Origin of the sequence: Acinetobacter sp. 12966, from assembly GCF_031196995.1 — a bacterium.
In the GTDB taxonomy this organism is placed as follows: domain Bacteria; phylum Pseudomonadota; class Gammaproteobacteria; order Pseudomonadales; family Moraxellaceae; genus Acinetobacter; species Acinetobacter geminorum.
Map to the genome: position 1 here is coordinate 1 of NZ_JAVIMC010000051.1, position 21,311 is coordinate 21,311.

21 protein-coding genes are annotated in these 21,311 nt (G+C 38.7%); 11 read left to right on the top strand and 10 right to left on the bottom strand.

The window, feature by feature from the left end; all coding sequences use genetic code 11:
- The first annotated feature begins 118 nt into the window (after window positions 1-118).
- Window positions 119-1,111, top strand: a complete 993-nt coding sequence (locus tag RFW85_RS06895; protein ID WP_309171289.1) for a fatty acid desaturase family protein — start codon at window positions 119-121, stop codon at window positions 1,109-1,111.
- A 48-nt stretch (window positions 1,112-1,159) separates the two neighbouring features.
- Here RFW85_RS06895 and RFW85_RS06900 read toward each other — a convergent pair whose 3' ends face one another.
- Window positions 1,160-2,185, bottom strand: coding sequence for an AraC family transcriptional regulator ligand-binding domain-containing protein (locus RFW85_RS06900; RefSeq protein ID WP_309171290.1), 1,026 nt, complete (start codon window positions 2,183-2,185; stop codon window positions 1,160-1,162).
- A 158-nt stretch (window positions 2,186-2,343) separates the two neighbouring features.
- Between RFW85_RS06900 and RFW85_RS06905 the strand changes: the two genes are divergently transcribed.
- Window positions 2,344-3,042, top strand: a complete 699-nt coding sequence (locus RFW85_RS06905; protein ID WP_309171291.1) for an NAD(P)H-dependent oxidoreductase — start codon at window positions 2,344-2,346, stop codon at window positions 3,040-3,042.
- A 600-nt stretch (window positions 3,043-3,642) separates the two neighbouring features.
- A complete protein-coding gene (locus tag RFW85_RS06910) occupies window positions 3,643-5,007 on the top strand; it encodes an outer membrane protein transport protein (protein WP_060466062.1) in 1,365 nt (454 codons plus the stop codon).
- Between the two features lie 57 nt (window positions 5,008-5,064).
- Here RFW85_RS06910 and thrH read toward each other — a convergent pair whose 3' ends face one another.
- Window positions 5,065-5,682 carry a bifunctional phosphoserine phosphatase/homoserine phosphotransferase ThrH gene (gene thrH / locus RFW85_RS06915; protein ID WP_002116438.1) on the bottom strand — a complete coding sequence of 206 codons (618 nt, stop codon included), beginning with the start codon at window positions 5,680-5,682 and terminating at the stop codon, window positions 5,065-5,067.
- Window positions 5,683-5,866: 184 nt separating this feature from the next.
- On the opposite strand from thrH, the gene RFW85_RS06920 reads away from it, so the two are divergent.
- Window positions 5,867-6,601: a phosphoadenylyl-sulfate reductase gene (locus RFW85_RS06920; protein ID WP_309164982.1), complete on the top strand. Its 735-nt coding sequence runs from the start codon at window positions 5,867-5,869 to the stop codon at window positions 6,599-6,601.
- Between the two features lie 171 nt (window positions 6,602-6,772).
- The gene (locus tag RFW85_RS06925; RefSeq protein WP_309171292.1) at window positions 6,773-8,158 is read left to right on the top strand and encodes a wax ester/triacylglycerol synthase family O-acyltransferase; all 1,386 of its coding nucleotides are present in this window, start codon (window positions 6,773-6,775) and stop codon (window positions 8,156-8,158) included.
- A gap of 27 nt (window positions 8,159-8,185) precedes the next feature.
- On the opposite strand, the gene RFW85_RS06930 is transcribed toward RFW85_RS06925, so the two are convergent.
- From RFW85_RS06930 to RFW85_RS06955, 6 genes are all read right to left on the bottom strand, one after another.
- Window positions 8,186-8,359 (bottom strand): PA1571 family protein, encoded by a 174-nt coding sequence (locus RFW85_RS06930; protein ID WP_002116397.1) that lies wholly within the window; start codon window positions 8,357-8,359, stop codon window positions 8,186-8,188.
- A 139-nt stretch (window positions 8,360-8,498) separates the two neighbouring features.
- Window positions 8,499-9,953, bottom strand: coding sequence for a ribonuclease G (gene rng, locus RFW85_RS06935; protein ID WP_005064412.1), 1,455 nt, complete (start codon window positions 9,951-9,953; stop codon window positions 8,499-8,501).
- A 114-nt stretch (window positions 9,954-10,067) separates the two neighbouring features.
- Window positions 10,068-10,628 carry a Maf-like protein gene (locus RFW85_RS06940; protein WP_025465969.1) on the bottom strand — a complete coding sequence of 187 codons (561 nt, stop codon included), beginning with the start codon at window positions 10,626-10,628 and terminating at the stop codon, window positions 10,068-10,070.
- Window positions 10,616-11,107, bottom strand: coding sequence for a rod shape-determining protein MreD (gene mreD / locus RFW85_RS06945; RefSeq protein WP_309171293.1), 492 nt, complete (start codon window positions 11,105-11,107; stop codon window positions 10,616-10,618). Before mreD ends, RFW85_RS06940 begins: the two co-directional genes overlap by 13 nt.
- Complete coding sequence (mreC, locus tag RFW85_RS06950; protein WP_309171294.1) at window positions 11,094-11,951, bottom strand: rod shape-determining protein MreC; 858 nt, start codon at window positions 11,949-11,951, stop codon at window positions 11,094-11,096. Before mreC ends, mreD begins: the two co-directional genes overlap by 14 nt.
- Before the next feature lie 16 nt (window positions 11,952-11,967).
- Window positions 11,968-13,008, bottom strand: a complete 1,041-nt coding sequence (locus RFW85_RS06955) for a rod shape-determining protein (protein WP_000601379.1) — start codon at window positions 13,006-13,008, stop codon at window positions 11,968-11,970.
- A gap of 133 nt (window positions 13,009-13,141) precedes the next feature.
- Between RFW85_RS06955 and gatC the strand changes: the two genes are divergently transcribed.
- The 5 genes from gatC (at window position 13,142) to RFW85_RS06980 (ending at window position 18,678) form a co-directional block, all read left to right on the top strand.
- A complete protein-coding gene (gene gatC, locus RFW85_RS06960) occupies window positions 13,142-13,456 on the top strand; it encodes an Asp-tRNA(Asn)/Glu-tRNA(Gln) amidotransferase subunit GatC (protein WP_000107699.1) in 315 nt (104 codons plus the stop codon).
- A gap of 53 nt (window positions 13,457-13,509) precedes the next feature.
- Window positions 13,510-14,988 (top strand): Asp-tRNA(Asn)/Glu-tRNA(Gln) amidotransferase subunit GatA, encoded by a 1,479-nt coding sequence (gene gatA, locus RFW85_RS06965; protein WP_309171295.1) that lies wholly within the window; start codon window positions 13,510-13,512, stop codon window positions 14,986-14,988.
- The gene (gene gatB / locus RFW85_RS06970) at window positions 14,988-16,457 is read left to right on the top strand and encodes an Asp-tRNA(Asn)/Glu-tRNA(Gln) amidotransferase subunit GatB (RefSeq protein ID WP_309171296.1); all 1,470 of its coding nucleotides are present in this window, start codon (window positions 14,988-14,990) and stop codon (window positions 16,455-16,457) included. The genes gatA and gatB overlap by 1 nt, the downstream gene beginning before the upstream one ends.
- Before the next feature lie 59 nt (window positions 16,458-16,516).
- Window positions 16,517-17,824 carry a HEPN domain-containing protein gene (locus RFW85_RS06975; protein WP_309171297.1) on the top strand — a complete coding sequence of 436 codons (1,308 nt, stop codon included), beginning with the start codon at window positions 16,517-16,519 and terminating at the stop codon, window positions 17,822-17,824.
- 275 nt (window positions 17,825-18,099) lie between these two features.
- A complete protein-coding gene (locus RFW85_RS06980) occupies window positions 18,100-18,678 on the top strand; it encodes a DJ-1/PfpI family protein (RefSeq protein ID WP_309171298.1) in 579 nt (192 codons plus the stop codon).
- Between the two features lie 77 nt (window positions 18,679-18,755).
- Here the strand turns inward: RFW85_RS06980 and RFW85_RS06985 are convergent, their stop codons facing one another.
- Together RFW85_RS06985 and RFW85_RS06990 are read right to left on the bottom strand one after the other, a co-directional pair.
- On the bottom strand, window positions 18,756-19,274 hold the full coding sequence (locus RFW85_RS06985) for a hypothetical protein (RefSeq protein WP_309171299.1): 519 nt from the start codon (window positions 19,272-19,274) through the stop codon (window positions 18,756-18,758).
- A gap of 83 nt (window positions 19,275-19,357) precedes the next feature.
- On the bottom strand, window positions 19,358-20,425 hold the full coding sequence (locus RFW85_RS06990) for a DUF1176 domain-containing protein (RefSeq protein WP_309171300.1): 1,068 nt from the start codon (window positions 20,423-20,425) through the stop codon (window positions 19,358-19,360).
- Window positions 20,426-20,548: 123 nt separating this feature from the next.
- Here RFW85_RS06990 and RFW85_RS06995 point away from each other — a divergent pair, with 123 nt between their 5' ends.
- Window positions 20,549-21,298 carry a DUF4850 domain-containing protein gene (locus RFW85_RS06995; protein WP_309171301.1) on the top strand — a complete coding sequence of 250 codons (750 nt, stop codon included), beginning with the start codon at window positions 20,549-20,551 and terminating at the stop codon, window positions 21,296-21,298.
- Window positions 21,299-21,311 lie beyond the last annotated feature (13 nt).

The following is a 21,311-nucleotide window of genomic DNA, read 5'->3' on the forward strand; positions in this document are numbered from 1 at the left end:
CACTAGATATTCCGTAGAGCCTATTTTTTTACAAACAAATATTTCACTTTTTAAAATTTTATAATTATATTTGTAATATTAAATATGAATACCAAAAATCTGTTTTGGGAGAATAAAAATGAATGCACAAGTGAGTGTGACCGATCTATTTAGCAGAGAAGAAATACAGGAACTCACACAACCCTCAGATATATACGGTGCTTGGGCCGTTGCTAGTACGTGGGCCGTTATTGGCGGAACATTTGCTAGCTTAATCATGATGTGGGATTACTTACCTAACTGGGGAAAATTACTCGCTTGTATGCTAGCTTTAGCTATATTGGCAGGTCGCCAGTTATGCCTAGCAATTTTGATGCATGATGCATCTCATAAGAGCTTATTCAAAAATAAAAAAATAAATGACTTTGTAGGCGAATGGCTATGCGCCCGTCCAATCTGGAATGATCTACAAAAATACCGCGTACATCATGTCCGTCATCATGCAAAAACCTCTACTCCAGATGACCCCGATCTTTCGTTAGTTTCTGGTTTTCCTGTAAACAAAAAATCGCTTACTCGTAAATTTTTACGCGACTTAACAGGTATGACAGGATTAAAGTTTAGCTTTGGCCGAGTATTAATGGATCTAGATCTAATGAAATGGACCGTTGCAAATGATCAAGTCTGGTTAGATCGAAGCAATAAAGATTTCGTTGACTATGCCAAAAGTCTTATAAAAAACAGTAGCGGCGCCATTGCTACCAATGTTGCTCTTTATTGTGTTTTAAAAGCTTTTGGTCAACAACGATTTTATTGGTTATGGCCCCTAGCTTATTTAACACCCTTTCCTTTATTTTTAAGAATTCGCTCAATGGCCGAACATGCAGGTATGCAAACGAGTAATACAGCTTTAACCAATACACGAACAACACGTGCAGGTTGGATTGCTAGAAGTTTTGTGGCGCCTATTCATGTCAATTACCATATGGAACATCATTTAATGGCTTCGGTGCCCTACTTCAAATTGCCGCGTATGCATCGTTTATTGAGAGAGCGTGGCCATGTTCCGGCACCACCTAGCTATTTTAAAGTGATTGAATCACTCTCATCTAAGCCAGAACAATCTACTTAATTAATTCATATGATAAATGAAAGGCCATGAAGTTAAATTTATGGCCCTTTAATTTGAATCCGCCATTTTATGCTGGGTTCGGAAATATTTAGGCGTCATCCCCATCCAGCGCTTAAACGCACGAGTGAAGTGAGAAGTCTCGGCATAACCTAGCATTAAAGCGACTTTTTCGATCGACATGTTATTTTGAGCTAAAAGTTTCTGGGCATGCTCCTTTTTCAGTGAGTCTACCAAGAGGGTAAAACTAGTATGATCAAGAGCTAAATAGCGTTGCAAAGTTCGCTCCGACATATTCATGATATGAGCCACTTGCCCAACTTTTAATGCGTCAGTATTCCCATTTAAAAGCAATTTTTCGGCAACTTGTTTGACTTGCCCTTTCCAACCACTTTTTAAGTTTAATTTCTCTATATCCCGCTTACATTGTGCATTTAACAACGGCGCTAGCATTGGGTCTGCTGTTAATACAGGCTGTGCTAAATACTCTTTTGGGAATATCCAACGGTTAAACTTTTGATTAAATAAACAAGTCACAGCCAGTTGATGACTGATTTGGTCAAAACCTATCGGCTCTGGCATTTGTAATTCAACTTTTCCCAAATGAGAAAGCCCTGTTAATTTTTTCGCAATTTGAACAAAACCGACTAACAAAAAAATGTTGGCATTTGAGCTCAGCTGAAATGCATTGACGGGCTGATGAATGGACCAATATGCTTCATTATTTTCTTGTTTTAATTCTGGTTTAAAAACCTTACAACGTGAACCAATGAATTGTTCAAGTATTTTCAGCGCTTCTCTTAAATTTGGAGAAACCATGGCAGCCATTCCAACTGAACCATAACATGAAGCTGTCATGTTTAAAGCTAAATACCCTCCTAGTGCTGGCTCTTTGCATAACTCAATCGCCCGTTCAATAAGCTGATTTAAGGTGTTGAACTCAACATACCAGTAAGGCTTTTCTAATTGGTCTAAGGTTATTCCACTTCCATCTAAAAGCTGCTCACCAGAGACACCCCACCGCTTAATAGTCTCGACAATTAAATTAATATACGTTCCGGGTAATTCTGGGTTCATAAGCAAGCCGATGAGCAAAATAAAATGGCGCGAAATGGTAAAAACTGTCAGTTCATGAACTATGCCATCCTTTTAAATTGATGCATAGTTATTCAAAACAAAATCCGCTGAATTGCACCAGACAGCATAATTTCTGAAAAGAATACAGGTCTCACCTTATGAACATTCTTATTGTCCATGCTCATCCAGAACCACAGTCTTTCACCACTGCTCTAAAAAATACAGCTAAGCAAACCTTAGAAAAATTGGGGCACAGTGTAGAAATTTCAGATTTATATGCGATGCAATTTAACCCTATTGCATCCAAAGAGGATTTCTTAGAGCTTAATCAGCCTGAGTATTTTAACTATGCACTAGAACAAAGAAATGCCAGCAAAAATCAACTTCTAGCTCCAGATATTCAAGCAGAAATTGAAAAAGTTAAAAAAGCAGATCTAGTCATTTTAAATTTCCCACTTTATTGGACATCTGTGCCAGCAATTTTAAAAGGTTGGATTGATCGCGTATTTGTCTCAGGGCTTTTTTATGGAGGCAAACGGTTTTACAACCACGGCGGCATGGTAGGTAAAAAAGCGATGTTGTGTTTAACACTCGGTGGTAGAACACACATGTTTGGAGAAAACTCTATTCATGGTCCAATTGAAAATTATTTATCCCCGATTCAACGTGGTACTTTGGCATATGCTGGTTTTGAAGTCCTGCCTCCATTCATTGCTTACCATGTACCTTATATTAGCCAAGAAGCACGAGAAACCCTTCTTGAAGACTATGTAATCTACCTTACTCATTTGGACCAGCTTGAGTCATTAATATTTCCAAAGCTTGAGCAATTTGATGAAAAACTATATCCACTCTAATGCTATGTTTTAGCTCTAAAAGTTAAATAACCGAATTTAGATTACTATTTTCGTTTTTTTATTGCATATAACTTTCAAATATAGAATCCAAATTCGCTCAAAAAAAATAGATCAAATGGTAAAAAAATTAAGGTAAATTTTTTTATAAGGCTAAGAATATAAAACTGAATCAATAATATACAGATGTAGATAAACTAAACTTATCAACTAAAAATGACTACGAATACTCATTTCATAATCACTTAAATCATATTTTTACAAAAAAATCTTTGACCATTTTTCTTGGATTTGTGACAAAAATGTCATTAAATAAAACCACTCCAATAATAGATAAAAAATATAAATATCAATTAATTAAATTAATTAAACAATAGAAATATTCCTTCATATTTCATCCATTATTGACATTATTTGTATAAAAAGTGAGTACTCCTCAGTTCATATAACAGATTTACTCTTATTGTAATTATGCTATTTTTGTTACATGGAGTTATCAAAGCTTCTATTACTTGTAATTAGGAGCTTTGAAGGCAACACAGTTTAAACGGTTTAACTCTGTTACTTTTAAAAAAATGTCTTGAAGTTCAAGGAAAGATTAAAATGAAATTAAAACATCTGAGCACTGCAATGATTTTAGCAACGCTGCCTGCAACTGGGGTTTTTGCAGCAGCATTGGATCGCTCTGGACAATCTATCTCTGCATTTTTGCAGCCTGGTAATTACTTTGAAGCTGGAATTTCTGTTTTAGACCCAGATGTAGCTGGTAAGGAAGCCGGTACAATCAAAACAGGTCGTAATATTGGTGATATGGGAGAAGATTATTACTTCCCAAGCGCAGCCTTAAAACTACAACTTACTGATAAATTCTCTTTTGGTTTACTATACGATCAACCATTTGGAGCCGATGCACAATATTCTGGTAATAATGCTTTTGTAGCAAGCCCATCAGATCCAATTCTTGGCACTTTACCAATTACAACAGGTGCTTTAGGCGGAACTCAAGGTGCTACTTCTGTTGAGGTTGACACCCAAAATATTTCGATGATCTTTGGATTCCAACCCACTGAAAATTTTAACTTTTATGGTGGCGGTGTATACCAAACGATTAAAGGAAATGTTCATTTAAGAGGTTCTGCATATAGCCTATATAATGGCTATGACGCTTCAATTCCTGAAGATGGAGCAGCTGGCTGGTTAGCTGGGGCCGCTTTCCAAATTCCGGAAATTGCACTTAAGGCATCGATTACATACCGCTCAGAAATTGACCATAAAATTAATGCAGATGAAACAATTGCACTTGCAGATTCAATTACAGCCAATGCTGGAGCACTTGGATCAACTATTGGACAATTAGTTGCAGCTGGTCAGTTAACTCCTGCCCAAGCTGGAGCAATTCAACAAACAATTGGCAAGGCTATTGCTGCTAACCAATTAGAAGGAAAAACTACAATTACTACACCTCAGTCTGTAAACCTTGATTTCCAGACAGGGATTATGGCAAATACAGTTGCATTCGCTAATGTACGCTGGGTAAATTGGAAAGATTTCGCAATTCGTCCATATAAATTTGGCAAAGTATCAGAAGCTGTAGGTCCAATAGCAACTCCTAGCCGCCCAAATGGCTTTAATTTAGTGGAATATTCTGATGACCAGTGGTCTGTTAACGCCGGTGTAGGTCGTAAACTTAACGACAAGTGGGCGGGTAACGTTTCTGTAGGTTGGGACTCTGGCGCAGGCAACCCTGTAACAACTTTAGGTCCAACTGAAGGTTACTGGAACGTAGGCGTAGGTGTTCAATACAGCCCTACTCCACAAACCTTTATTGCTGGCGGTGTAAAATATTTCTGGTTGGGTGATGCCAAAGCTCAAACTGGTGCCCAAGCTGGTAGCGATGACTACTATGTTGCAGAATTCTCTGACAACAACGCTATCGCTTATGGTTTAAAACTTGGTTATAAATTCTAAGTTTCAAGACTCATTCAATAAAAAAGGCGCTTAAAGCGCCTTTTTTATTATTTATTCTTAAGCTGGTATTGTACGCTGTGAAACTGAACGGATTGCTTCTTTTAATGCATCATATCCGTGAATAGCTGGAAACTGAGGAAACTCAGCAATCACGTTTGCAGGGGCATCAAATAAAAAGCCATGATCTGCTTCACCAAGCATGGTTGTATCGTTATACGAGTCACCAGCAGCAATTACACGGAAATTTAAACCATGTAATGCTTTAACCGACTCACGTTTTTGATCTGGTTGACGTAGTTTATAAGCGGTAATCATACCTTCTTCATCTGTCTCTAACTTATGACAGAAAATTGTTGGCCATCCTAATTGCTTCATTAAAGGATGTGCAAATTCATAGAAAGTATCTGACAAGATCACAAGTTGGAAATGAGTACTTACCCATTCAACAAACTCTTTTGCACCTGGTAATGGTCCCATCTCAGCAATAACTTCTTGAATGTCATTTAAGCCTAAACCGTGTTGTTTTAAGATATTAAGGCGCTGAGTCATTAAAACATCATAATCCGGAATATCACGAGTTGTTGCTTCGAGTTCTTTAATCCCTGTTTTTTTAGCGAAATTGATCCAGATTTCAGGAACTAAAACCCCTTCAAGATCTAGGCATACGATTTCCATGAATGCTTCCAATGTTGGTTAAAAATTGCTGTATCATACCATTAAGATTTTCAGTTTTGCGTTGTTATTGATCAAATCAATTTTATTCATAAGGATCGAAATTAAAGTGCTAAGCACTTTATCAACTATCCTTTAGAATATTTTTCATAACTCAATGCGCCCAAGCCTTTTGCCAGGAACACACATGACCGTTATTCCGACTATTGATATCGTAGATGCTCTTGCTGCTGAATATGCAACCAAAAGCCCTCGAGAAATTTTAGAACTTGCCTTAAGCCAACAAGGTGAAATTGCAATTTCATTTTCGGGAGCAGAAGATGTTGTGTTAATTGATATTGCTTCACGCTTAGGCAAACCTTTCCGTGTATTTAGTCTCGATACGGGCCGCCTGCATGCCGAAACTTATCAATTTATTGAAACTGTCCGTAAACACTACAATATCAATATCGAAATTTGTTTCCCTGAATCTGAAGCTGTTCAAAACATGGTAAACGGAAAAGGTTTATTCAGCTTTTTTACAGATGGGCATCAGGAATGTTGCGGTATTCGAAAAGTTCAGCCTTTGCGTAAAAAACTTGCGACTTTAGATGGCTGGATTACGGGTCAACGTAAAGATCAAAGCCCTGGTACGCGTACAGAGATTCCCGTAGTACAAGCTGATGCAGGTTTCTCTGGCCCAGGTAAGCAACTCATTAAATATAACCCTCTAGCGAACTGGACAAGTGCTGAGGTATGGAGCTACATCCGTATGATGGAAATTCCATATAACCCTCTTCATGAGCGTGGTTTTGTTTCTATTGGATGTGAACCATGTACGCGACCTGTATTACCAAATCAACATGAGCGTGAAGGACGCTGGTGGTGGGAAGAAGCCACTCAAAAAGAGTGTGGCTTACACGCAGGTAATATGAAAAAGTAATTGGATATCAAAAAACCACTGGCAAATCAGTGGTTTTTTTTATGTCATGTTCCGTACACAAAGTCATATTTTCTCTACTCTAAACGCTATATACTTAATTTTACGGTTCTATAATTCTAATAAGAGCTCATATAAGGGCTTCTTAGAAAAATGCATGAGGCACAATGATTTATGCGTCCATTACACCCAATTGATTTCATTTTTCTGTCACTTGAAAAAAGACAGCAACCCATGCATGTCGGTGGATTATTTTTATTTGAAATTCCTGAAAATGCACCAGAAACCTTTGTACATGATTTAGTAGAAGATATTAAACGCTCAAAGAGCATTCCTATTCCGCCCTTCAATAACCGTTTAAGTGGTCTATTTTGGGATGAAGATGAAGAGTTCGATATCGATCATCACTTTCACCACATTGCTTTGCCTCACCCGGGCCGTATTCGTGAACTACTGGTTTATATTTCACAGCAGCATAGCTCACTAATTGATCGTGCAAAGCCACTTTGGACTTGTGACATTATTGAAGGAATCGAAGGCAATCGTTTTGCCATGTATTTTAAAATCCATCATGCCATGGTAGATGGTGTTGCGGGTATGCGTTTGATTGAGAAATCTCTATCAAAAACACCAGAAGAGAAACATGTTGTTCCTTTATGGTGTGTTGAGAGCAAAAGAGCTAAGCGTCTAAAAGTACCAACTCCAAGTACTAGTAAAATTAAGAGTATTTTAGGCGGTATTAAATCTCAACTCGACATAGCTCCAAAAGTCATGCACGAGTTATCTCAGACTATATTTAAAGAAATGGGTAAAAATCCTGATTATGTTTCTACTTTTCAGGCACCAGTTTCTATTTTGAACCAAAGAGTCAGTGCTTCACGTCGTTTTGCGGCCCAATCATTTGAATTAAGCCGCCTTAGAAAAATTTCAAAAGCATTAGGCGTGACAATTAATGATGTTGTTCTAGCTGTATGTTCAGGCGCTTTACGTGAATATTTGATTAGCCAAAACAGCTTACCTAAAAAGCCACTTATTGCCATGGTTCCAGCTTCATTACGTACAGATGATTCTGACATGAGTAATCGAATTACCATGATTTTGGCAAATCTAGGGACGCACAAAGATCAACCGTTAGAACGTCTAGAAATCATTCGCCGTAGCATGCAGAATTCAAAGCAACGCTTTAGCCGTATGACTGCGAATGAAATTTTAAACTATAGTGCAGTTGTTTATGGTCCGGCAGGATTAAATATCATGTCAGGAATGCTTCCTAAGCGTCAGGCGTTCAATTTAGTAATTTCTAATGTACCAGGACCACGTGAGCCGCTTTATTGGAATGGCGCGAAATTAGATGCGCTCTACCCTGCTTCAATTGTCATGGATGGACAAGCTCTAAACATTACCATGACCAGTTATTTAGATAAGCTTGAAGTTGGATTAACAGCTTGTCGAAATGCTTTGCCGAAAATGCAAAACCTTTTGACTCATTTAGAAGATGAGATTCAACGTTTTGAAGAAATTATTGCAGAGAAACAGCTGAAACATTATTCAACAAGTTAGAAAATTAAGGGGCTTTGAATTGGCCCCTTATTTTTTGATTGTGCGGCACTGGTTAAGCAACTGATGACATACTGAACGAATCATTGCAGTTGTAATCGGTACTTCTTTACCTTGGTCATTCAACATATAGCAGCTATTTACTGGCGTGCTTTCTAAAACATGTTTAAGACCGTTGCTAATTAAGTTTTCACTTACATTCATGGGTTATACCTCTTATTGTTTGCTAAGACGTTTAATAGGGAGAACGTCTAGGGCTACTGTATGTAAGTAGTATTTAAAATTCATGAATGAAAGTAAAATTTCAGTTGTAACAAGGATTAAGCGATATCTTGTTACAACTTTAACTTAAAATGATATCGTATTGCTCTTGCGTATATAAATTTTCGACCTGAAATTTAATAACACGGTTAATAAAATGCTCTAAATCGGCTACTGCTGGTGCTTCTGCTGTTAATAATCGGTCAATCACAGAAGGATGGGCAACAACAGTAAAGCCACTCGTTGACTCAAATGCGCGGGTATATCGTAATATCTCACGAAATATTTCGTAACATACTGTCTCCGCTGTTTTGACAAAACCACGTCCTTGACATGTTGGACATGATTCACATAACAAGTGTTCTAATGATTCACGAGTTCGTTTACGCGTCATTTCGACCAGACCAAGTTCTGACACTTGAGTAATTTTGGTCTTCGCGTGATCTCGCTCAAGCATTTTCTCAAACTGACGCATCACCTCTTCACGGTGAGTTGCTTCTTGCATGTCAATAAAATCAATAATCAGAATACCACCCAAATTACGCAGTCTAAGTTGACGCGCGATAACTTGAGTCGCCTCCATATTGGTTTTAAAAACAGTGTCTTCAAGACTACGACCACCTACATATGAACCTGTATTAACGTCAATCGTTGTCATGGCTTCAGTCTGGTCGATCATCAGATAACCGCCCGACTTCAAAGCTACCCGAGTTTGTAAGGCTTTTTGAATATCTTCTTCAACATTATAAAGATCAAATAGTGGTCTCTCCCCCGGATAATGGATGAGACGACTCTTCATATTCGGGACAAACTCATCTACAAACTCAAGCAGTTTTGCATGAATCTCTCGCGAATCTACATAAATCTTTGCGGTTTCTTCGCTTGCTAAGTCGCGAATAATACGTTGAGGTAATGGAAGTTCTTCAAAAATTAAAGAAGGAACAGCAACATCCGTCTGCTTGCGCTGGATGTACTCCCACAATTTGCTCAGATAACACATGTCCTGTGCAATTTCTGCCTCGTCCACACCTTCTGCAGCCGTACGGACAATCACACTACCGGGTAAATTATGCTCAGATTGAATACCTTCAATAATATTACGCAGACGATCTCGCTCTTCTTCAGACTCTATACGCTGTGAAACACCAATATGGTTGCCATACGGCATTAAAACCAAATAGCGAGAAGGGATTGAAAGATCTGTACTGAGGCGTGCGCCTTTTGTGCCCAACATATCTTTCATTACTTGGACAGTAAGGGTTTGCCCAGGATGTAATAGCTCAAAAACATTCGGGGTAGGTTGTGAACGAGGCCAAACCATATCATTGATATGTAAAAAGGCTGTTCGAGACAAACCAATATCAACAAAGGCAGCTTGCATGCCCGGAAGCACTCGTACAACTTTACCCTTGTAGATATTGCCGACTAAACCGCGTTTAACTGTACGCTCGACATACAGTTCATTAACAGTTCCATTTTCGATTAATGCCACCCGACACTCCATAGGCGTGACATTAATAAGTAGTTCTTCTGACATACATAAACTCAAAGCATTATAAAATTTTTTATTAAAGAGTCAGAGAAGCTGTTAACTTTAACGTTGTCTAGTGTTCATCGACAATGCTATTCAATGAAGAATGATAACAACCCCTTATGTCTTTACTCTTTTGAATAACTGTGCAAATTCGTATAAAGGAAGTCCTACCACATTACTATAACTTCCTTGAATTTGGGGAATATATTGCGAGGCAATTCCTTGAATTGCATATCCACCCGCTTTTCCAACAGGCTCACCCGTGGTCCAATAATCTTCCATATCCTGTGTAGTCAGGCGCTGAAACTCAACTTGTGTTTGCACTACCTGACTTAACATCTGTTGTTGAGTCGCAACGCACAGTCCCGAAAACACATCATGCCAACGTCCAGATAATTGTTTCCAGATTTCAAAGGCATGATTTTTCGATTCAGGCTTACCAATAATTTGACCGTCAAGTCCCAGACTTGTATCGGCAGCAATAACAATAGCTTCTGGAAAAAGCTTCAATACAGTTTGAGCTTTTTCTCTAGCCAACCGTTCAACATAGTGATGAACCAGCTCATTTTCATGAACAGACTCATCAATGTCAGGACTATAGATTTCAAAATCCAAGCCTAGCTGTTGCAACAGCTCCTTCCGACGAGGAGAGCTAGATGCTAAAACTATATGCGCCATTTTGCCAAACAATAATAGACGACCAGCCATGTGATGATACTTGTCATCAAAGGCTGCCAATGTCTAGCAATTGAAAAATGAATTCCACCCATCGTCTGTGTTACCCACATAAATGCTAAATGGGCAATAATGACCAACGTTGCTATCGTCCATAAATTAACAAAAGTTAAAATACGGCGTTCCCGAATTAAAAAACGGGTAAGAAAAGTCACAATTACAAAACTTAAGGCATTGAGTCCTAAAGGTGCATCAAGCAGTAAATCTGTAAAAATCCCCATCCCAAATGCAAACCAGACCCCACACCATGTTGGCTGACATACCACCCAAAATAGCATGATCATTAACATGAACAGTGGCCGCCATCCTGAAATATCATAGGATAGCGGATAAACCATGAGTACAGAACCCACAATAACGGAGAGAATAATTCCCCATAATGGATCTTTACGCTTTTCTCGTTTAAGTTTAGCGATCGGCATATGGCTGCTCCTTCGCTAATGATTCAGAGAAAAGTACAACTACATGATGGCCTGTTGCTAATTGTGCTGATGGTGTTACATCAATTTCAGCAAACTCACCTGAATTATGGCGTCTTATTTTGGCAACTGTACCCACTGCGTAACCTGCTGGGAAATGTTCACCCAAGCCTGAGCTAAACACTTTATCACCCACCTGAATATTCGCACTGGTCGGGACATATTCCATTTTTAAACGGCCCAAATCACCTGTACCAGAAACAATCGCCCGCATTCCTGTACGCTCAAGACGTACCGACAGTGAATGCTCTTTATCTGATAACAACATCACGCGTGAGCTATGAGGATATACACTAATGATCTGCCCCATAATACCTTTATCATCCAAAACCGTTTGACCGACCTTTAGATGGTCCATAGAGCCGCGGTTAATAATGATGATATGACGTAATGGGTCTGCATCTGTTCCAATCACTTCGGCAATTTCCATACGACCATCAATAATTAATGGGGTATCAAGAAGTCCTCGTAAACGGGTATTTTCAGCTGACAGTTCAGAAAGCTTCTGTAAGCGGACTTGAGCTTGTAAAAGCTCAGCCTGCATCGCGGTATTTTCACGACGCAGTTGTGCTTCAGATTTTGTTTGTTGATTCAGCCATTCTCTCGACAGTACCGGATAACTAGCCAATGCATAAATTGGGTTATATGCAGCGTACAAGACATCCCTTGCTGGCTGAATTACATAAGGCATGCGCCAATCAAAGAATAGCACAACCAAACATGTAATGACCGCAATAATGAACGAGCGGAAAGATGGCGGCTGTCTTGAAAAAATATTCGGTTGCACCGCCTAATCCTTAAACTTAACCGACGAAAAGCATGTCATGGTTCGGGTTGTCGAAGAATTCTAATACTTTACCACCACCACGGGTTACACAAGTAAGAGGATCTTCAGCAACAACAACTGGTAAACCAGTTTCTTGAGCCAATAACTTGTCAAGATTACGAAGTAGCGCACCACCACCTGTCAACACAATACCGCGCTCAGCAATATCAGAAGAAAGTTCAGGAGGAGTTTGCTCAAGAGCAGATTTCACAGCGCTTACAATGCTTTGTAACGGATCAGAAATAGCTTGAGTAATTTCGTCAGAAGTTACGGTAATTGCACGAGGCACACCTTCTGCAAGGTTACGGCCACGTACTTCAATTTCTAATGTTGTACCATCAGAAACAGCCATACCTACTTCTTTTTTAATAATTTCAGCAGTAGTTTCACCAATCACACAACCGTGAGCTTTACGAACATAATTGATGATTTGCTCATCAAAAACATCGCCGCCGATGCGTAAAGAGTCAGCATAGACACAACCTTGCAATGAAATAATTGCAATTTCTGTTGTACCGCCACCAACATCCACAACCATAGAACCACATGCTTGTTCAACTGGCATACCTGCGCCAATTGCTGCCGCCATAGGCTCTTCAATCAAACGAACATCACGGGCACCAGCATTAAATACTGCTTCGCGAATCGCACGACGCTCGACCAAAGTTGATTTACATGGTACACATACAACTACACGAGGTGCAGGTGGGAACAAACGTTTTTCGTGAACTTTACCAATAAACTGATTTAACATGGTTTCAGTCACTTCAAAATCCGCAATTACACCGTCTTTCATTGGACGAATTGCAGAAATATTCGCAGGCGTACGGCCCAGCATTTGCTTAGCATCTAAACCTACAGCAGCAACAATTTTTTGTGAACCACTGTGACGAATTGCCACAACTGTTGGTTCATTTAATATAATGCCGCGGCCTGGTGCATAAATAAGTGTATTTGCTGTACCTAAATCAATGGCTAGATCCGGCGAAAACAAGCCAATTAGTCGTTTTAGAATCACGGTTCGTTCTCAGTTAAACTTTCATGTGGATGCAAGGTGGCAACTTTAAACTAAATGTGATGATTTGAACAAGTCAATCGCTTATTATAACGCACGATATTTTGAAAATTTTTAATACTGATTAGGTGATGTTATGTCTACATCGGATGCACAGCATTCAGCAGATTTAAATGCACAAACAGTTTCAGCAATCGCCAATCTTGCTCGATTGTCGCTCAATGATACGCAATCTGCTGAATATGCTCAAAGTCTAAATAAAATTTTAGGCATGATGGAAACCTTAAAAGGCATTGATACGGAAGGCGTAGAACCTTTGAAAAGTCCTTTTGACAATCCTCAACCTTTACGTGCTGATGTGGTAACTGAAAGCAATCATCGAGATGAATACCAAGCAGTTGCACCAGCAACTCAAGATGGTTTGTATCTTGTTCCTCGCGTGATTGAATAACTTTTAGTCAATTAATCCATCTTCCCTATTTTGAATGTAAAGAAATTTTACTCATGACTGATTTACATCGCTTATCAATTCGTGAACTTGCTGAGGGCTTAAGCCAAGCGAAGTTTTCATCTCGCGAACTGACTGAACACTATTTAAAACGTATTGCTAAAATTGACCCACTGGTAAAAAGCTACGTGACGGTTACGCCTGAACAAGCTCTTGCTGAAGCCAACGCTGCCGATGCAGCTTTAAAAGCAGGTAATGCAACAGCTTTAACGGGTATTCCTCTTGCTCATAAAGATATATTTTGTACCAAAGGCATTAAAACGACTGCTGGTTCAAAAATACTAGATAACTTCATCTCTCCTTACGATGCAACTGTTGTTGAAAAAACTAAAGCAGCTGGTCTTGTCACTTTAGGTAAAGTGAACATGGACGAGTTTGCCATGGGCTCAACTTCTGAAAGTTCATATGTTGGCGCAACGAGCAATCCATGGGCACTTGACCATGTTCCTGGTGGTTCATCAGGTGGTTCTGCTGCGGCTGTAGCGGCTGATTTAGCGCCTTTCGCTACAGGTACTGATACAGGCGGCTCAATTCGTCAACCTGCGTCATTCTGTGGCTTAACAGGCTTAAAACCAACCTATGGTCGTGTATCTCGTTTCGGGATCATTGCTTATGCATCATCATTAGACCAAGCAGGTCCAATGGCACGCTCTGCTGAAGACTGTGCTTACCTGATGAATGTAATTGCAGGCCATGATGCTAAAGACTCGACTTCGGTTAAAAAAGAAGTTGATGACTACGTTGCAAACCTGAATAACACATCTGTAAAAGGCTTACGCATTGGTATTCCTAAGCAGTACTTTAACGTTGCAGGCTTAGATGCAGACGTTAAAGCACGTGTTGAAGAATCTTTGAAAAAGCTTGAAGAAATGGGTGCAACGCTTGTTGAGATTGACCTCAACATGACTGAAGCTTACGTACCAACGTACTACCTCATCGCGCCAGCAGAAGCATCTTCCAACTTGTCACGTTATGACGGTGTTCGCTACGGTTACCGCTGTGAGAACCCAGCTGACTTAATGGATCTTTATAAGCGTTCTCGCTCAGAAGGTTTTGGTCCAGAAGTTCAACGTCGTATCTTAATTGGTACATACGCACTTTCTGCAGGTTATTACGATGCTTACTATGTGAAAGCACAAAAAGTACGTCGTTTAATTCAGCAAGACTTTTTAAAAGCATTTGAAAATGTAGACGTGATTGCTGCTCCTTCTGCACCAACAACTGCTTATAAAATTGGTGCGAACTTAACTCCAACTGAAATGTATTTAGGTGATATCTATACGCTTGCAGTGAACTTAGCAGGCTTACCAGCGATTAATGCTCCTGTTGGTTTTGATAAAGATAGCTTGCCTATTGGCTTACAGTTGATTGGTAACTACTGGTCGGAATCGCAATTATTGTCGATTGTTCATCAATACCAACAAAACACCGATTTCCATACTCAACGTGCGGCAATTGCTGAGGAGAATGCATAATGACTGAAGCTCAAAAGTTGAAACTGATTGACGGTTGGGAAGTCGTTATTGGTATCGAGATTCACACTCAGCTTGCAACCAATTCTAAAATTTTCTCAGGTTCATCAACTGAATTTGGTCAAGACCCAAATACACAAGCGAGCCTAGTAGATTTGGCTATGCCGGGTGTACTCCCTGTTTTAAATGAAAAAGTAGTTGATCTTGCTATTCGCTTTGGTTTAGGGATTGATGCCTATATCGATCAAGCATCTGTGTTTGCGCGTAAAAACTACTTCTACCCTGACTCTCCAAAAGGCTACCAAATTAGCCAAATGGACAACCCGATTGTGGGCTTGGGTCACATTGACATCCAACTTGAAGATGGTACGACTAAACGTATTGGCGTAACTCGTGCTCACCTTGAAGAAGATGCTGGTAAATCTGTACACGACCAATTTGAAGGTATGTCTGGCATTGACTTAAACCGTGCTGGTACACCTTTGCTTGAAATCGTTTCTGAACCTGACATGCGTTCGGTTGAAGAGGCTGTTGCTTATATCAAAGCGATTCACACGCTAGTACGTTGGTTAGGTATTTCTGACGGTAACATGGCAGAAGGTTCATTCCGTGCGGACTGTAACGTATCTTTACGTCGCCCGGGCCAACCTTTTGGTACGCGCTGTGAACTTAAAAACCTCAATTCATTCCGTTTCATTGAGCAAGCGATCAATGTTGAAATTGAACGCCAAATGGAAATTTTGGAATACGGCGGAAGTATCGACCAAGAAACTCGTTTGTTCGATCCAAACAAAATGGAAACGCGCTCTATGCGTTCTAAAGAAGAAGCGAATGACTACCGCTACTTCCCCGATCCAGATTTGTTACCTGTGATTATTGCTGATGAGCAAATTGAAGCTGCTCGCGCTGCACTTCCAGAGCTCCCTGCTGCACGCCGTACACGCTTTATCGCAGACTTTGGTGTAACTGAGTACGATGCACATGTACTTACGCTCTCACGCGAAATGGCAGACTTCTATGAAGCTGTTGTGGCTGCTGCTGGCGGTGCGAAGCAAGGTAAAGTATCGGCAAACTGGGTAATGGGTGAGTTCTCTGGTGCTTTAAACAAAGCAGGCCTAGACTTAGCAGACTCTCCTGTTTCTGCTGAACAGCTTGGCGGCATGATTGCTCGTATTGTTGATAACACCATTAGCGGTAAGATTGCAAAACAAGTCTTTGGCTTTATGTGGGAATCGGAAGGTAAATCTGCCGATGACATTATTGCGGAAAAAGGCTTAAAGCAAGAAACTGACACAGGTGCAATTGAAGCAATCATTAAAGAAGTACTTGCAGCCAATGAAAAAATGGTTGAAGAATACAAGTCTGGTAAAGAGAAAGCCTTTAACGGTCTTGTTGGTCAAGTCATGAAAGCATCTAAGGGTAAAGCTAACCCTGCGCAAGTAAATGAATTAATGAAAAAATTGATTGGTTGATTTATTGACTAATTCATTGTTTTTATGCGATAAAAACCTCACTTAAAGTGGGGTTTTTTATGGATTTTAATAAAATAAAAATAGATAGACCAAGATCTATAATTACATATTTCGATTATTTTAAAGACAATATGCTTGATTTTCATACAGCCATGGCTTCAGGCGGCTTTGCTACTTTAAGTGATATAAGTTACGGTTTCTCAATAGAAACATCTCTTAATTGGACTGTATTTCTTACCTCTATATTAAAAACAACCAATCTAATTGATTTAATAGCTTTGGAAACTATAGATAAAAAAATAAAAAAACTATTCAAAGAATATGTTCAGAATAGTAGTTTAGATATATTTTCTGAGTTTAATAAAGTTATTTCAGAACTGAAAACTTATAGTCAACAAACTAATTTCTTCTATTTCATTATCCAAGGATTAAACTGCGATAAAATATATTCATTTGAAAATATAACTCTTGGAAATTTTAATGAAAAAAACTCAAACAACATTTCCTTCTCAGAAAAAATAAATAAAAATATAAAACTAGTCATAGATGAGCGAAAAAGAAATGGGACATTTAATCCCAAAGATATATTTTTAAAAGAGCTAAAAAATACAATAAAAAAATATAAAAATAAAACAGTTATTGAGGTTTCTAATCTTGGCGACCCATTAATGGCCAAAGAAAAAAGTAAAAATGATGCTAAAGAGTTCATAAATCAAATTATTTTCATCACTCATATATCAAAAAGTTATAAATTCCACATTCAAGTACATACTTATGAAGTTAAAGATAGAATTCAACCATTATGCGTAAATTATGACGAATTAAGTACTAGCGCATTAAGTGATGAAATTATTTACAATGTCGATTTTAGCTTTTCACAAAGGAATAATATAGATAGTCTAAGTAATATTGGTTCTAAATTTAAAGAATTATGCTTTCCTATACTAACTAATAGCTTTAACAATGACTTATTAGAGAAATTGCGTGTTTCTATAAATTGGTATAGTGTATCCATTAATTCGGAAAGTTTAAATGAGAGCTTTTTATTCTGTGCTATTGGAATGGAATCATTATTAACTACAGGTAGAGACTCCATTACAAAAGTATTAGCTGAAAACACTGCTTTTTTAATAGCTAAAGATGACATTGAAAGTAGAAAACTAGTTTACAACACTATGTGCAATTTATATGCAAAACGTAGTGGTATTGCACATGGTGAAAACATAAATATTGAAACCAAAGAGTTAAAGCAAATAAGATACTACTTAGCTATGAGTATAATAAAAATAATATCAAAAATAAAAGCCGATGAAATTAACTCAAATAAAGATTTAATTACTTTCCTAGATAATCAGAAATTTGGTTAAAAAAAATAGCTTTACTTTTGTTTTGGCAAAAGTAACAAAACCATCTGTTAGGCAGAAGGCACATCCCTGATACCTCTGCCTAACGGCGACATCCATGTCGCCTATCACGTAACTAATACCAGTGAATTATCAAAAACTGTATTTGTTATTCTCACCCTCTAACTTCAGCCACCCTTCAACTAAAGAATGCACTTTTTGCTAAAAATCATACTTTCATTGTGCTAATTTAAATTACAAATTGAAATCACATATATTTTAAATAAAAGAGATAAATCATGTCTAAAAAGATTCTAATGCTAGTCGGTGACTATGCCGAAGACTATGAAACTATGGTTCCTTTTCAGTTTTTAACTGGTTTAGGTTATACCGTACATGCTGTTTGCCCAAATAAAAAGAACGGCGACCATATTGCGACTGCTATTCATGATTTTGAAGGCGAGCAAACTTATAGCGAAAAACGGGGCCATAACTTCGCGATTAACTATGATTTTGATGCCGTTAATACCGAAGAGTATGTAGGCCTAGTCATTCCGGGTGGTCGTGCACCAGAATATTTACGTATGAATGATCGCGTTGTCGAAATTGTACGTGAGTTCGATAGAGTGAAAAAACCAATTGCAGCTGTATGCCATGGTGCTCAGCTACTTGCTGCGGCAGATGTGTTAAAAGACCGCCTTTGCTCAGCTTACCCAGCATGTGCGGCCGAAGTAAAACTGGCAGGTGGACAATATGCAGACATTGCCGTGACTGAAGCCGTTACAGATGGACATTTAGTGACAGCACCAGCTTGGCCTGCACATCCAGCTTGGTTAGCTCAATTTGTGAAAGTTTTAGGGGCTACAATTACGATCTAAGAGATCTCTTCATCCCAGAAACAATAAAGCCTGCATTTAGATAGCAGGCTTTATTACTAAAATAGAAAATTAGATTTTTATCTTGTAATTCCTAATTTATTCCAAATTTCTGGCGTTAAAAACGTCGTCACTAATTTATTTAAGTCAATATAGCGTAATGTGCCCTGCAACTGCTGTTTAACAGCCGGGTCTTTAACAATATCTTCACCCGCACTTTGACCTAACTGTTGAAAAGCTTCTCCAACTGCTTTCACGCCTTCAGCCTGAATCACAGCTTTAGTTTGGGTTGAACATTGCTCAACAATCACACGTTGTAAAACCTGTGCCAGTTTTTGATCTAACTGATCCTTTTGCTCAGGTGTTACATTACTAAATGCTTTTAAATCGGGATGGGCAGCTAAAGCCGTAAATGTCCATTGAAGTACAGTAGTTTTGTCAGAGGCAGTTGTTGCTTTAACCAGACAGTCACTTAACTGATCAACCGTTGGGCCAGCCATCGCAATTTGAGTAGTCCCCAATACAGCAGCCGCTACACATACTGAACGGCTCAGATGTGAAAACTTACGGCGAGCAATAGCGTAAAGATGATGTGACATAGGTCTAGCTCCAATAAACAATCTGTTCTTTTTATCACAGAGTCACCAAAGTTACCTGTTATGACTCTGTAACCGCAAAATACTTATTTCACTACAGACTCTATTCGATCAAGCTCCCACACCCCACCTGCTGCCAAGCCTTTGCACATACCTGTCCACATATCCTTAGTATGTACAAAACTCTTGCCATCCCACACCCATTCCTCACTTACCCAGCAATCTCCAATGCCTCTGCCCTTTTGAGCACTGCTAATCATACCGCTATCAAAATCTGAGGCGGATTCAGTCACAAACGCGGCCTTACCATTTAAGGACTCATCGAGTACCCAAGCGCCATACCCTTCGTTATAGGCGCCTCTCCAGCACAACGTAGTTGCCAGAACTTTCTTATTGGTTAGTTTATATAGCTCAATTTTCTGTGGTTCAGCTCCATCGCTATTACTGCCATAAACGCCTTCACAAAAGCCATATTCTTTCAGATCCGGTTTAGCAGCCATTAAACTATGGTGTATTGCCTGGTACTGTTTATTTTTAGGCTGTAAAGTTAAATAAGGTTTGTTTGAAGTCTTAATACGTTTAACAAGTAGTTTTGGCTCAGGCATAAGCACTTTGGTTTCATTGGCGCTGCCCTTTTTAACCAAAGCCCCAACAGTTCCGATACGCTTCTGAAAATCATCCATTTTTAATAACACAGCAGTCATTCCAGCATCAGAAATTTTCCATTTATGCTGTGCATTTTTAAATACTATTTCAGTCTTCTGTTTCGACTGCTCTAGTAGAGCATTGACTTGCGAGCTGTTTAGCTTACCCATAATTGGCAGCTCAGTACCATCTACAGTCACAACGCCTAAGTCTTTTCCATTTATATAAAAATGGATATTTTTAAGCTGGTTTTCGGGCATGCTTTGTTCATAGTCTGACAAAGCAAATTCAACTTGCACAGGTTGTTTTGGGCCTGCTTTACGTGTTAATAAAATTGAAGCTGGATTGTCACCATTTTCTTCATTTTGATAACCTGCAGCCTTACATGTTCCCGTATTACTGCAAGAAACCTCCCACTCTTGGTGTGAAAATGAAATACCTTTGATTTCTTGAGCAAAACTATAAGAACTCATTACCGCTAAACAGCAGATTGAAAGCATATTTTTCATTATTTCATATCTCGATAGGTCTGTTTTTCTTATTAGGTTAAAACAGTTTAAATTTTGAGTTACCTTCTAGTTTAAAAGAATATGCTAGATTTATATAAAATTTAAATTGATTACTTACTAAAAATGAAAAAACTGAATTTTTTATTATTTACTGCATTTACCAGTTTAACTTCATCTGCTTATGCAGAAGTAAAAAGCTTTACACCCCATTTCCCCAAATTTTATAGCTCTGCTGCGACCCGCAAAGCAGACAATCAGTTCTACGCTCTTGGAGAGGCAAAATTTTTAAACGGCATTGCCATCCCTTTTTATGGTGTGACGGCACAAAGCCCAACAGAGAATGGTTTACTTAAAGACTTTGAAACCTGTACTCCTAAAAGCTGCCGTTTTAATTTCAAACTCGAGGCTCAACATGCCAAGCAACTCAAGCTTCTTGCATTACCTGAAACAGGTTTAGTGCTCGTTCCAAGAAACTGGCAAGATGTGCATGCAAATGCAGGTGCGAATGGAACTGGTTTTGCTCTAATAATGAGTCCAGATCAGAAGCAAGCAATAGAACTTTACGACTCTTCATTTTGCGTTGGATGTGGCTTACCCAATGCAACGCTTTATTTTCCCGAACTATTAAAAGAAAGTCTGGAAAATGAATTTGGCGGATTTAAAGATCCTAAAAAACTCATCAATATTGTTCACCCTTCTAAAAAAGTGGCTTTTTTTAGTTATCAAATTCCACAAGTGAACAATAAAACCCATGGCATTGCCAAATATGATGATGAAGACACTTTTAACTATAAAGAGATTCAAGTCACCTTAGATAAATCGCAGCAGTCTTTAGTTGGCCCTATCTTCAATTTTTATAATGCAACGCACTAATCCGATACTTATA